Below are 12484 nucleotides of genomic sequence, written 5' to 3' on the forward strand. Positions count from 1 at the left end.
CATGACAACGACTGCGGCGACCACCACCACATCGGTGGTCCGGTTCGAATCGGTGACCAAGAGCTACGGGAACGTCCGGGCCGTGGACGGGCTGACGCTCGAACTGCACCCGGGCGAGACCGTCGCTCTGCTGGGCCCCAACGGCGCGGGCAAGTCGACCACGCTGGACCTGCTGCTCGGCCTCAAGAACGCCGACAGCGGGACGGTCCGGGTGTTCGGCACCGGCCCGCGCGAGGCGATCGTCGCCGGCCGGGTGGGCGCCATGCTCCAGAGCGGCGGGCTGATGGACGAGGTCACCGTCGGTGAACTGGTCAAGCTCGCCTGCGATCTGCACCCGAAGCCGTACCGCGCCGGTGACGTCCTCGCCCGCGCCGGCATCACCCAGATCGCCGACCGCAAGGTCAACAAGCTCTCCGGCGGCCAGGCACAGCGCGTCCGCTTCGCGCTCGCCACGGCCGGCGACAGCGACCTGATCGTCCTCGACGAGCCCACCACCGGCATGGACGTCTCCGCCCGGCAGGCCTTCTGGGCCACCATGCGCGAGCAGGCCGACCAGGGCCGTACGGTCCTGTTCGCCACGCACTACCTGGAGGAGGCCGACGCCATAGCGGACCGGGTGCTCGTCCTGCACCGGGGACGGCTGCTGGCCGACGGCACCGCCGCCGAGATCAAGGCCAAGGCCGGCGCCCGCCGCGTCGCCTTCGACCTGGAGGGCACGATCGACGAGGCCCCGCTGCGTGCGCTGCCGTTCCTCACCTCGATCGACGTGTCCGGGCAGACCGTCCGCATCCAGTCCTCCGACGCGGACGCGACCGTCCACGCGCTGTACGGGCTCGGCGTCTACCCCCGCAACCTCGAAGTCGCCGGGCTCGGTCTCGAGCAGGCCTTCGTCGCCATCACCGCCGCCGAGGAAGCCACCCTCACGGCGGCCGAAGAGGCCACCCGCACCCCGGCCGAAGAAGCCACCCGCACCGCCGCCGAGGAGGCCACGTCCAAGTGAACAGTCTCATCAAGCTGGAGATCACCCGCGCCCTGCGCAACCGCAAGTTCCTGTTCTTCTCGGTGATCTACCCCTCGGCCCTGTTCCTGCTGATCGCGGGCAGCGCGGACAGCACCACCGAGGTGGACGGCACCGGCCTGACCCTGCCGACCTTCTTCATGGTCTCGATGGCCTCCTTCGGCGCCCTGACCGCCGTCCTCATGGGCAACAGCGAGCGCATCGCCAAGGAGCGGGAGAGCGGCTGGGTACGGCAGTTGAGGCTCACCACGCTGCCGGGCCGCGGCTATGTGTTCGCGAAGACGGCCAGCGCCGCCGTGATCAGCCTGCCGTCGATCGTGATCGTCTTCGTGGTCGCCGCGGCCGTGAAGGACGTACGCCTGGACACCTGGCAGTGGTTCGCGCTCACCGGCGTGATCTGGGCCGGCAGCCTGGTCTTCGCGGCGCTCGGCGTCGCCATCGGCTACCTCGCCAGCGGGGACGCGGTCCGGCCGATCACGATGATCGTCTACTTCGGTCTGTCGATGCTCGGCGGCCTGTGGATGCCGACGACCACCTTCCCCGACTGGCTGCAGAACATAGCGAAGTGGCTGCCCACGCACGCGTACGCTGCCCTGGGGCAGGCCATCGAACTGGGGAACGCCCCGCACACGAAGGACATCGCCATCCTCGCCGTCTCCTTCGCCCTCTTCGCGGGCGGCGCGGCCTGGCTGTACCGGAAGGACACGCTGAAGGCGTGAGTGCCATGACGGAAGACCCGCTGCCCGACGAGGCCCGAACAGACCGGATCGTGCGGCTGGGACAGTCCCCGCGCAGCATCCGCGAGGCCCTGCGCAAGTCGGTGTGGATCGTCATCTGGCTGGTGTTCCTCAGCTCGCCGGTCCAGGACCTCGCCGCAGGCCACCACACACCCGCGGCCACCGCGTCCGGCTGGCTGGGCCTCGCGGCCTTCGTCGCGGTCTATCTGACGCTGGTCTTCCGCAACATGGGCAGGGCCTTCACGGGAACCCTGGCCGTCACCCTCATGGTCCTCGCCCTCGGCGCGCTGGCCGTCGTCCTGAGCCTGACGCTCGGCGCGCCCTGGCTCGGCCTGTTCGTGTACGTCTCGGTCGCCTGCGGGACGACGTTCCCGCTGCGCGTCTCGTACTGGACCATCCCGCTGACCGCCGTCGTGATGCTGCTCGTCGGCCTGCACGGAGGCGAGCGGGACGCCCGCAACCTCGTCCTGCTCGTCGTCCTCATCGGCTTCGCGATGACCGGCGTACGGCAGCTGGTCCGCACGACGGTGGAGCTGCGCAAGGCGCGGGCCACCGTCGCCCAGCTCGCCGCGAACGAGGAGCGGCTGCGGCTCGCCCGGGACCTGCACGACCTGCTCGGCCACTCGCTCTCGCTGATCACGCTGAAGAGCGAACTGGCCGGGCGGATGCTCCCCGACCACCCCGACAAGGCGGCCCAGCAGGTCGCCGACATCGAACAGGTCAGCCGCCAGGCCCTGGTCGACGTGCGCGAGGCGGTCACCGGCTACCGAAGGCCCCGGCTGGCCGGGGAACTCGCGGGCGCCCAGGTCGCGTTGACCGCCGCGGACGTGGTCGCCGACCTTCCGGCCGAACCCGTCCTCGACGGTGTTCCCGAGGACAGCGAGTCCGCGCTGGCCTGGACGCTGCGCGAGGCGGTCACCAACGTCGTACGGCACAGCGGCGCGCGGCGCTGCGTGGTGGGAATCGTCCGGCGCCAGACCCTGGAAGGGCCCGTTCTCGAACTGTCCGTGGAGGACGACGGCTCGGGCGGCTCGTCCGGCGCCGCCCCCGGCAACGGTCTGACGGGACTGACCGAACGGCTGGAGAAGGCGGGCGGAACGCTGGAGGCCGGCCGCGTCCGGCACGGATTCCGGCTGGTCGCACGGGTGCCCCTGGCGGGCGACCGCGCCTCTGCGGGCGCGGCGGACGACCCCGTAGGATCCGGTGCATGAGCCGCACGATCAAGGTCCTGCTCGCCGAGGACCAGTCGATGGTCCGCGAGGCGCTGGCAGCCCTGCTGGGACTGGAGCCGGACATCGAGGTGGTCGCCCAGGTGGCCCGCGGTGACGAGGTGCTGGCGGCGGCGCGCACCCATGACGTGGATGTGGCGCTCCTCGACATCGAGATGCCGGGCATGACGGGGATGGAGGCCGCGGCGGGACTCCGCAAGGAGTTCCCCGCCCTCAAGCTGGTCGTCCTCACGACCTTCGGCCGCCCCGGATACCTCCGCAGCGCCATGGAGTCCGGCGCCGACGCCTTCCTGGTCAAGGACGCTCCCGCCGCCCAGCTCGCCGCAGCCGTACGCAAGGTGCTGGCCGGCGAGCGTGTCATCGACCCCACCCTCGCGGCCGCTGCCCTGGCCGAGGGCGCCAACCCCCTCACCGACCGCGAACGCGAGATCCTCCGCGCGGCGGCCGACGGCTCCACGAACGCCGAACTGGCCACCGTCCTCCACCTCTCCCAGGGCACGGTCCGCAACTACCTCTCGACAGCGATCCAGAAACTCGCGGTACGCAATCGCGCGGAGGCGGTTCGGATCGCGCGGGAGAAGGGCTGGCTGTAGCCGCCCGCGGAACCTACGAAAAGGATGCCCTCATGGCGGAAGACAATCTTGAGGATCAGGCGGAACGACAGTGGGCGGCAGGTGACTTCGCCGCGGCTCTGGCCCTGTATCTGCGGGCGTGGACCAGCTGGGACGACGAGGTCGCGGAGAAGATCCTGGACCTCGTTCACGAGTGGGGCGACATCGACGCCGCGCTGGAGCTGATCTCCGCGGCCGCGGAGGCGGGTGACGCCGGGGCGTACGAGGCCCTGGCCGATCTGCTGATCCAGCTCGACCGGCCCGAGGACGCGGTCGCGGCCCTGGAGCAGGCCGCCCGCGGCGGCCGGGACGTCACGCTGTGGACCGCGGCGGTCCTGGCCGACGAGGTCGGGGACCGCACGCGCGCGGAGGAGTACTACCGGCGGGCGCTGGCCGAGAAGAACCCGAAAGCGCTCAACGACTACGGCAGCTTCCTCAGCGACGACGACGAACGTCTCGACGAGGCGGCCGAACTCCTGCGCCGGGCGGTGGACCAGGGCGACACCATGGCGGCCGGCAACCTCGGCAGGCTCCTGGCCGACCAGGAGGAGTACGAGGAAGCGCTCCCCTGGCTGCGGCAGGCCCTGGACGCCGGGCACCGGTCGGTCCTGGTCGTGCTCGGCGAGGCCGAGAACGCCACCGGCGCCATGGAGGAGGCCGGTCGGCACCTGCGCGAGGCCCTCGCCGAGGAACTGTCCGGCGCGCATTTCGCCTACGCGCTCCACCTGGTCGACGGCGGCGCCGAGAAGGAGGCCGTGGCCCACTACGAGGCAGCCATCGACAAGGACGAGGAGACCAACGCCTACCTGAATCTCGCGCTCCTGCACGAGGACCTCGAGCAGTGGGAGCAGGCCGAGCGGCGCTACCGGGAAGCGATCGACCACCAGGACGAGGACGCGTACGTGCAATACGCACAGTTTCTCGCGGACCGGGGGCGGACCGAGCGGATCGGCGCGCTGCTCGCCGAGGCGATGGAACTGGACATCGACCCGGAGGACATCGAGGAGATGCAGGCCCTCGCCGCTGAAGGGCGCCCCGTCGGAGCATGACCGCCTGCTCGCGTCGGCGCTGCCGGACGGACGGGGGACGGACGGTCGGTCGGTAGGGAGGTAGAGAGGTCGGTAGGGCGTTCGGGCGAGGTCAGTTGAGCATCGCCCGTGCCGCGTGGGCCTGTTGGCGTACGCGGGCTGCGGCCGGTTCGTCCACTGCTGCCACCACGTCGGCGTACGCGTCGAGTTCGGTGGCTCCGGTCAGGAAGTCGCCGCGCTGGACGAGGAGTTGGGCTCGCTCATAGCGCAGGCGCGCAGGGTGCGAGGGCAGCAGCAGGGAGAGTTCCACCGACCACAGGGCCACGTCGGAGCGTTCGGGGCGGGCCGCCGCCCAGGCGCGGATGTTGTTCAGGATGCGCACGACGACGTCGAGCGGGTCGGCGGGGGTGAGCATCGACGGGTCGAGCGGGGCGCCGGTCGCGCCCACGACGAGGAGTTCGGCGTCGGAGCCGGTCAGGACGCGCCCGCCGTCGAAGGGATCGGCCAGCACCTGCTGCTCGGGCGGTCCGAAGCCCACCACGAAGTGACCGGGCAGCGCGACCCCGTAGACCGGTGCCCCGGCCCGTCGCGCGACCTCCATCCACACCACCGAGAGCAGGATGGGCAGCCCGCGCCGTCGGCGCAGTACCGCGTGCAGCAGGGAGGACTCCAGCCGCTGGTAGTCAGCCGGTGAGCCCCGGTATCCGCAGCGCCCGCCGAGGAGCTCGGCCAGCGCGGTCGCCCAGGAGCGCGGGCCGCCCGGGTGGAAGGGCAGCCGGCCCGCCAGCTCGTCCAGCTCGATCTGCGCCGCGTCCATTCCGGGCTCGTCCAGCGTCCTGTCCGCCGCGGCGCCCACCAGCAGGCACAGCGCCGCCAGATCGGGCCGCTCGGCCCGCGCCTCGTCGGCGAACCGCCGCCGTACCTCGTCGGCTCGCTCCGGCTGCGGGGGCTGGGGGGAAGGCATAGCTGGCTCGGGCCCCTTCACGTCGATCGATACGGCTCGACGCCCGGCTCGATATCCGGTTCGGCACCCCGCTCGGCACCACCGAAACCGCCGTCCGGCGCGCCGGAGGCCACTGTGCCGAGGCTTGTACCGGTTCCCGTACCGGTTCCCGTACCGGTGCCTGCCGCGCTGGTGCCTGCCGTACCGGCGTCCGACGGCCACCGGTAGTGGTGGTACGCGTGATGCGGCCCGAAGCCCATCCGGGCGTACAGCTCCCGGGCCCCGGTGTTGTCCGCCTCCACCTGGAGCCAGGCCGCCGAGGCGCCCTCCTCCAGGGCCCGGCCGGCCAGGGCGGCCATGACGGCGGTGGCGAGGCCCCGGCGGCGCCGGTCCGGGTCGACCTCGACGGCGGCGAAACCGGCCCAGCGGCCGTCCACCACACACCGTCCGATCGCGGCCGGAGCCGCGCCCCCGGCGCCGGGCACCGTCGCGAACCACACCGAGGGGCCGCCACCCAGCACCTTCAGGGCCACGTCGCTCACTCCCTTGCGCTGGTAGCGGCCGAGCCACGCCTCGTCGGCCGTGCGGGAGAGCGTCACCTCGGGAGCCTCCCGGTCCGCGACCGGCGCGAGCGCGCCGATCCACAGTTCGGCGGTCACCTCACGCGCCCAGCCGCGCGCCTCCAGCTCCGCGCAGAGCAGCTCCTGCGTGCCTTCGGCGCCGGTGGTGGTCTGGACGTAGGCGGGCAGGTCACGAGCGGTGTACCAGTCGCGTACGTACGTCAGCGCCCGGTCGAGCGGCACGCCCGGGTCGCCCAGCGGCAGCACGGAGTTGGCGCGCCGGGTGAACCCGCCCGCCGCCCGCAGCTCCCAGCCGCCGAGCCGCTCGCTCTCCACCGGCGGCCAGGCCCGTGCCGCGACCCGCGCCAGCTCCTCGTAGGACGCCGCGGGTCCGCGCCGGCGCGCCGGGGCGGACGGTACGACCTTGGCCGCGACCAGTGAGGATTCCGCGATCCGGACACGCTCGCCGGTCCGTCGTGTGATCAGCAGCACACCGTCGTCCCATGATGTGAGAACACCGACCGTATCGGTGAACTTCTCCACCGTGTCTCCGTCATTGATCAGGCGTCGTACCGAGACACGTTTTCCCACGTCAGCAGCGGTGATGCGGACCTCAAGGCGGCCTGCAGCAGAGATTTCCACAGGTCAGTTCACCCCTCCTGTTCGGATCATGCCCAAGAACGGAGATACTAGGGGCGGGCATCGACGACGCCGCGCTCCCGCGCGCCAGGCGGCGGAGCCTACGGAGGCCCGCCAGCGCCCTATCGAGGAGGAACGACAGCGTGACCTACGTCATCGCGCAGCCTTGTGTCGACGTCAAGGACAAGGCGTGCATCGAGGAGTGCCCGGTCGACTGCATCTACGAGGGCTCCCGGTCCTTGTACATCCACCCGGACGAATGCGTCGACTGCGGAGCCTGTGAGCCGGTGTGCCCGGTCGAGGCGATCTTCTACGAGGACGACACTCCGGAAGAGTGGAAGGACTACTACAAGGCGAACGTCGAGTTCTTCGATGAGCTCGGCTCGCCCGGCGGCGCCAGCAAGCTCGGCCTGATCGAGCGCGACCACCCCTTCATCGCAGCGCTGTCGCCGCAGAACCAGTAAGCGGCCCGCATACGCGCCGCCTCGGTCCCGTACAGCTGATCGCTCCGATCGCCGTACGGGACCGAGGCATTTGCCGTATCAGCGCCGCAGCAGTCCGTGCAGCAGCCCGTATCCGCCGGTACGGGTCGTACGTACGAGAAAGTGAGCCCGATCCCGTGTCCGCAGTCTCCGACCGGCTTCCCACCTTCCCCTGGGACAAGCTGGAGCCCTACAAGGCGACCGCCGCCGCTCACCCGGGCGGCATCGTCGACCTGTCCGTCGGCACCCCGGTCGACCCGGTGCCCGAGCTGATCCAGAAAGCTCTGGTGGCGGCCGCGGACTCGCCCGGTTATCCCACGGTGTGGGGCACGCCCGAGCTGCGGGACGCGCTCACCGGCTGGGTCGAGCGACGGCTCGGCGCGCGGGACATCACCCACCGTCATGTGCTGCCCGTGGTCGGCTCCAAGGAACTGGTCGCCTGGCTGCCGACGCAGCTCGGCCTCGGCCCCGGCGACAAGGTCGCGTACCCGCGCCTCGCCTACCCGACGTACGAGGTCGGCGCACGGCTCGCACGGGCGGACCACGTGGTCTACGACGACCCGACGGAGCTGGACCCGACGGACCTGAAGCTGCTGTGGCTGAACTCCCCGTCGAACCCGACAGGCAGGGTCCTGTCCGCCGCGGAACTCGCCCGGATCGTCGCCTGGGCCCGCGAACACGGCATCCTCGTCTTCTCCGACGAGTGCTACATCGAGCTGGGCTGGGAGGCCGACCCGGTCTCGGTGCTGCACCCCGCCGTGTGCGGCGGCTCCTACGAGGGGATCGTCTCGGTCCACTCGCTCTCCAAGCGCTCGAACCTGGCCGGTTACCGCGCCGCGTTCCTCGCGGGCGACTCCGCCGTCCTCGGTGAGCTCCTCGCGATCCGCAAGCACGGCGGCATGATGACCTCCGCGCCGACCCAGGCCGCCGTGGTCGCGGCCCTCTCGGACGACACCCACGTCCGCGAACAGCGCGACCGCTACGCCGCCCGCCGGACCGCCCTGCGCGACGCCCTCCTGAACCACGGTTTCCGCATCGAGCACAGCGAGGCGAGCCTCTACCTCTGGGCCACCCGGGACGAGTCCTGCTGGTCCACGGTGGCCCACCTGGCCGACCTGGGCATCCTGGTGGCCCCGGGCGACTTCTACGGCGAGGCGGGCGAGAACTTCGTCCGCGTGGCCCTCACCGCCTCGGACGAGCGCGTGGCGGCGGCGGTGGAACGCCTGCGGTAGGCCGGTAGGGCGTAGCACGACGGGGGTCCGGGGAACTCGCTTCCCCGGACCCCCGTCGTCGTGCGCTCCCGCGGGACTAGCCCAGCGGCAGGCCCTGCACCGGCAGCTGCCCGGTCGGCAGGCCGCCATGGGTCACGGCGTCCGTCGGCAGGCCGCCGACGGCCGCGGTCCTCGCGGTGTCACCGAGGAGGGCGCCGGCCTGTCCGGCCGCGCCCCCGGCCACCTTCTGCGCGGCGGGCGTGGCCTTCTTGGCGGCCTTCCCGCCGGACTTGCCGGCGGTCCCGGTGACGTTCTGCGCCGCTCCGTCGACGGTGTTGCCGACGTTCGCCCCGTCCAGGGCGGTCAGCCCGCCGAGGCTGGGGGCGGCCGGCAGGTCGGCAGCCGCGCAGGCGGAGCCGGCCGCGCCGACCACGGGCGCCGCTCCGGCCGCGACGAGCAGCACGACACGGGCGATCCGGCGGGTCAGGGGGAGGGACATGGTGCTCCTTAGACGGAAGAGAACGGGGAAGTGTCCTGCCGCGCCCGGCGGTCGGCCGGCTGGCCGCCGACCGGCCGCGTCACCCGATGCTGATCGTCTGAGGCGATCGTTCCGGGCTCGGACGCAGTGACTACCGCTCGAAGTCCGCGAAGGTTGCGGTGGCCCGCCGTAAAGAGTTGGCAATGTGTCGCATTATCGGTTGTGGATAAAAACGGGCAAACGATACCCGGCCGGATAGCCCGTGGAATCCCTGTGGGCCTTTGCTCTCAAGGGATTTCCCGGACGAGGGGGGTGAGTGCCCGAAAGCGCGCGCACATCGTCGGCCCGCAGGAGGCCGGGTCCTTCCAACGGGTGAGGGTCCGTACTACTGCCCGGTCACGATCCGGACCTCGGCCGCGGCCTTCTTCGCCCCCGAACCGCCCTTCTCGTCGGCCGTGTGCCACGAGCTCTCCGAGGTCCCCGCGGTCCACTCGCGCCCTGCGTACGACACTCGATCGATGTGCAGGGCCGAGGAGTTGGCCACGGCCCAGTGCGCCAGCTCCCAGCCGCGGCGGACGACCCCGGTCCCGGCGGTGGATTCCTCGCGCACGGGGACCGTCACGGTCCGGTCGGCGGCCTTCGGGGACGCCGGGGCGGCCGGTGCCGGCGACGCGGAGGAACCCGCCGTACCCACGGTGGCGCCCGCCTCCTGGAGCACATCGCGACCGAAGTCCCGTGCGAGCGCGGCCCGCACCGGCGCAGGGCCGCCCGCCGGGGTCGCGGCCGGGCGCCCCTGGCAGGTCAGCGTGGCCGCAGCGCGGCCGGTCAGCGCGGCGGCGAGCAGGGTGGCGTCCGGCTCGTGCTTCGCGTACGCCTGCGGAAAGCCGCTGTGCTGGACACGCTGGGCGGCGACGGTGAGCGGCAGCCGCGAGTAGCCGGGCACCTTGGCCAGGTGTTCGTAGAAGACGCCCGCCGCGTACGTCGGGTCCATGATCTGTTTTCTCGTGCCCCAGCCCTGCGACGGCCGCTGCTGGAACAGGCCGAGGGAGTCCCGGTCGCCGTGCTGGATGTTGCGCAGCCCCGACTCCTGGAGCGCCGTCGCGAGGGCGATGGCCACCGCGCGCTCGGGCATGTCCCGGGAGGTGCCGATGGCCGAGATCGTCGCCGCGTTCACCGCCTGTTCCGGGGTGAACTCGTACGACGCGCCGTCGCCGTTGCCGGAGACGACCTTGCACCGGGGCGCGCCCACGCCGCCGGTGAGGTACTGCACGCCGAGATAGCCCGCGATCGCGAACAGGACCGCGAGGGCCCCTCCGAAGCGAAGGAGGCGACGGCGGCGCCGGACAGGAGTGGGGGACGGCTCAGACACGCGTACAAGGTACTGGAGACCGCTGTCGGCGATCTGTGGGGCTGTGGACAACGGGAGCGCGGCCGGGGGATACGACCGCATCAGGCTGTTTTCGGGCCCCCTCGGCCAGGCGCGCTAGGGTCGACGCCATGGCCGACACCCCGCTTGACCTCACCCTGGACGCAGCCGAGCTCACCGCGCAGCTCGTCGACCTCCCCTCGGAGAGCGGCAACGAGAAGCCGCTCGCGGACGCCGTCGAGGCCGCCCTGCGCGCCCTGCCGCATCTGGCGGTCGACCGGTACGGGAACAACGTCGTGGCACGCACGAACCTGGGCCGAGCCGAGCGGGTCGTGCTGGCCGGTCACATCGACACCGTGCCGATCGCCGGCAACGTGCCCTCCCGCCTCGACGAGAACGGCGTGCTGTGGGGCTGCGGCACCTGCGACATGAAGTCGGGCGTCGCGGTCCAGCTCCGTATCGCGGCCACCGTCCCCGAACCCAACCGGGACCTCACCTTCGTCTTCTACGACAACGAAGAGGTCGCGGCCCATCTGAACGGGCTGAAGCATGTGTCCGAGGTCCACCCCGAATGGCTGCAGGGCGACTTCGCGGTCCTCCTGGAGCCCTCCGACGGGCAGGTCGAGGGCGGCTGCCAGGGCACGCTGCGGGTGCTGCTGAGGACCAAGGGCGAACGCGCCCACTCAGCCCGCAGCTGGATGGGTTCGAACGCGATCCACGCGGCCTCCCCGATCCTGGCCGCGCTGGCCGCGTACGAGCCGCGCTACCCGGTGATCGACGGCCTGGAGTACCGCGAGGGCCTGAACGCGGTGGGCATCTCGGGCGGTGTCGCCGGCAACGTCATCCCCGACGAGTGCGTCGTCACGGTCAACTTCCGCTACGCGCCCGACCGCACCGAGGAGGAGGCGATCGAGCACGTCCGCGAGGTCTTCGCCGACTGCGGCGTGGACGAGTTCGTGATCGACGACCACAGCGGTGCCGCCCTACCCGGCCTCTCCCACCCGGCCGCCGTCGCGTTCATCGAGGCGGTGGGGGGCACCCCGCAGCCCAAGTACGGCTGGACGGACGTCTCCCGCTTCAGCGGCCTCGGCGTTCCGGCGGTCAACTACGGCCCCGGCAATCCCCACTTGGCGCACAAGCGGGACGAACGGGTGGAAACGGCCAAGATCCTTGCGGGCGAGCAGCGACTGCGCGACTGGCTCACCGCCTGACGCGCACAGGCGTACCTGCCGGCGGTTCATGGCGGACATGCCGACGTCCCCCCGCCGTAACCAGCGGAGATCTACTCTGGGGCGGAGCGACCTTCCCCCGCACCGGCTCACGGCCGGAGCGGGGGAGATCCGTACGCGGAGGGAGTGGACATGGCTACTGGCGACCCGAGGGGCAAGAAGCGGCCACCGGAGGAGCAGCGGCTGGGACCGGTGCTGCGCAGGCGGGATCAGGTCCAGGCGAGCACCACGGACCAGCGGCTGCTGGACGCGGGCGGCCCCTCCGACTGGGTGCACACCGATCCCTGGCGTGTTCTGCGCATCCAGTCCGAGTTCATCGAAGGCTTCGGCACGCTGGCCGAACTCCCGCCCGCGATCAGTGTGTTCGGCTCGGCCCGGACACCCGTGGACTCGCCCGAGTACGAGGCGGGAGTCGCTCTCGGCCGGGGCCTGGTCGAGGCCGGGTTCGCGGTGATCACCGGCGGTGGACCGGGTGCCATGGAAGCCGCCAACAAGGGTGCCTGCGAGGCGAAGGGCATCTCCGTCGGCCTCGGTATCGAGCTCCCCTTCGAGCAGGGGCTGAACCAGTACGTCGACATCGGCCTGAACTTCCGGTACTTCTTCGTCCGGAAGATGATGTTCGTCAAGTACGCACAAGGGTTCGTTGTATTGCCGGGCGGCCTCGGCACCCTCGATGAACTCTTCGAGGCGCTCACGCTGGTCCAGACCCAGAAGGTGACCCGCTTCCCGATCGTCCTCTTCGGGACGGAGTACTGGGGCGGTCTCGTCGACTGGCTCAAGAACACCCTCATCGCTCAGGGCAAGGCCTCGGAGAAGGATCTGATGCTGTTCCACCTGACCGACGACGTGGACGAAGCGGTGGCCCTGGTCTCGAAGGAGGCCGGCCGCTAGGGTCCGCGCCCGAGGCCCGACGGGCCCACGCCTCGACGGGCCGAGGCGTACGGGAAGGCGGC

Annotated in this window: 12 protein-coding genes and 1 pseudogene; 9 read left to right on the top strand and 4 right to left on the bottom strand. The window is 71.5% G+C overall.

Features of this window, described 5'->3' with window-relative positions:
• Position 1: 1 nt before the first annotated feature.
• The 5 genes from N4G66_RS03185 to N4G66_RS03205 are packed head-to-tail and all read left to right on the top strand — an operon-like array spanning position 2 to position 4644.
• A complete protein-coding gene (locus N4G66_RS03185) occupies positions 2-1000 on the top strand; it encodes an ABC transporter ATP-binding protein (protein WP_261702363.1) in 999 nt (332 codons plus the stop codon).
• Positions 997-1737 (top strand): ABC transporter permease, encoded by a 741-nt coding sequence (locus N4G66_RS03190; RefSeq protein WP_261702364.1) that lies wholly within the window; start codon positions 997-999, stop codon positions 1735-1737. The genes N4G66_RS03185 and N4G66_RS03190 overlap by 4 nt, the downstream gene beginning before the upstream one ends.
• A gap of 5 nt (positions 1738-1742) precedes the next feature.
• On the top strand, positions 1743-2966 hold the full coding sequence (locus tag N4G66_RS03195) for a sensor histidine kinase (RefSeq protein WP_261702441.1): 1224 nt from the start codon (positions 1743-1745) through the stop codon (positions 2964-2966).
• A complete protein-coding gene (locus N4G66_RS03200) occupies positions 2963-3577 on the top strand; it encodes a response regulator transcription factor (RefSeq protein ID WP_261702365.1) in 615 nt (204 codons plus the stop codon). The genes N4G66_RS03195 and N4G66_RS03200 overlap by 4 nt, the downstream gene beginning before the upstream one ends.
• 32 nt (positions 3578-3609) lie before the next feature.
• On the top strand, positions 3610-4644 hold the full coding sequence (locus tag N4G66_RS03205; protein WP_261702366.1) for a tetratricopeptide repeat protein: 1035 nt from the start codon (positions 3610-3612) through the stop codon (positions 4642-4644).
• A 91-nt stretch (positions 4645-4735) separates the two neighbouring features.
• Here N4G66_RS03205 and N4G66_RS03210 read toward each other — a convergent pair whose 3' ends face one another.
• Both N4G66_RS03210 and N4G66_RS03215 read right to left on the bottom strand, forming a co-directional pair.
• Entirely contained in the window at positions 4736-5587 is an 852-nt protein-coding gene (locus tag N4G66_RS03210; protein WP_261702367.1) for a transglutaminase-like domain-containing protein, read from the bottom strand.
• Positions 5588-5766: 179 nt separating this feature from the next.
• Positions 5767-6768 (bottom strand): annotated as a pseudogene (locus N4G66_RS03215) (GNAT family N-acetyltransferase); the annotation flags it as partial.
• Positions 6769-6908: 140 nt separating this feature from the next.
• Between N4G66_RS03215 and fdxA the strand changes: the two are divergent.
• Complete coding sequence (gene fdxA / locus N4G66_RS03220; protein ID WP_127831304.1) at positions 6909-7229, top strand: ferredoxin; 321 nt, start codon at positions 6909-6911, stop codon at positions 7227-7229.
• 155 nt (positions 7230-7384) lie between these two features.
• Positions 7385-8479, top strand: coding sequence for a bifunctional succinyldiaminopimelate transaminase/glutamate-prephenate aminotransferase (locus N4G66_RS03225; protein ID WP_261702369.1), 1095 nt, complete (start codon positions 7385-7387; stop codon positions 8477-8479).
• A 76-nt stretch (positions 8480-8555) separates the two neighbouring features.
• On the opposite strand, the gene N4G66_RS03230 is transcribed toward N4G66_RS03225, so the two are convergent.
• Together N4G66_RS03230 and N4G66_RS03235 are read right to left on the bottom strand one after the other, a co-directional pair.
• Complete coding sequence (locus N4G66_RS03230) at positions 8556-8957, bottom strand: ATP-binding protein (RefSeq protein WP_261702370.1); 402 nt, start codon at positions 8955-8957, stop codon at positions 8556-8558.
• 364 nt (positions 8958-9321) lie between these two features.
• Positions 9322-10305 (bottom strand): heavy metal transporter, encoded by a 984-nt coding sequence (locus N4G66_RS03235; protein ID WP_261702371.1) that lies wholly within the window; start codon positions 10303-10305, stop codon positions 9322-9324.
• A 128-nt stretch (positions 10306-10433) separates the two neighbouring features.
• Between N4G66_RS03235 and dapE the strand changes: the two genes are divergently transcribed.
• Positions 10434-11513, top strand: a complete 1080-nt coding sequence (dapE, locus tag N4G66_RS03240; RefSeq protein ID WP_261702372.1) for a succinyl-diaminopimelate desuccinylase — start codon at positions 10434-10436, stop codon at positions 11511-11513.
• Between the two features lie 150 nt (positions 11514-11663).
• Positions 11664-12422, top strand: coding sequence for an LOG family protein (locus tag N4G66_RS03245; protein ID WP_261702373.1), 759 nt, complete (start codon positions 11664-11666; stop codon positions 12420-12422).
• The last annotated feature ends 62 nt before the right edge of the window (positions 12423-12484 follow it).

It is taken from the genome of Streptomyces rhizosphaerihabitans, assembly GCF_025399795.1.
Taxonomy (GTDB): domain Bacteria; phylum Actinomycetota; class Actinomycetes; order Streptomycetales; family Streptomycetaceae; genus Streptomyces; species Streptomyces rhizosphaerihabitans.

Bases quoted from the DNA above. Each gene is read 5' to 3' on its own strand.
- N4G66_RS03185 (WP_261702363.1), top strand. From the start codon at position 2: ATGACAACGACTGCGGCGACCACCACCACATCGGTGGTCCGGTTCGAA.
- N4G66_RS03195 (WP_261702441.1), top strand. From the start codon at position 1,743: ATGACGGAAGACCCGCTGCCCGACGAGGCCCGAACAGACCGGATCGTG.
- N4G66_RS03200 (WP_261702365.1), top strand. From the start codon at position 2,963: ATGAGCCGCACGATCAAGGTCCTGCTCGCCGAGGACCAGTCGATGGTC.
- N4G66_RS03205 (WP_261702366.1), top strand. From the start codon at position 3,610: ATGGCGGAAGACAATCTTGAGGATCAGGCGGAACGACAGTGGGCGGCA.
- N4G66_RS03210 (WP_261702367.1), bottom strand. From the start codon at position 5,587: ATGCCTTCCCCCCAGCCCCCGCAGCCGGAGCGAGCCGACGAGGTACGG.
- N4G66_RS03230 (WP_261702370.1), bottom strand. From the start codon at position 8,957: ATGTCCCTCCCCCTGACCCGCCGGATCGCCCGTGTCGTGCTGCTCGTC.
- dapE (WP_261702372.1), top strand. From the start codon at position 10,434: ATGGCCGACACCCCGCTTGACCTCACCCTGGACGCAGCCGAGCTCACC.
- N4G66_RS03245 (WP_261702373.1), top strand. From the start codon at position 11,664: ATGGCTACTGGCGACCCGAGGGGCAAGAAGCGGCCACCGGAGGAGCAG.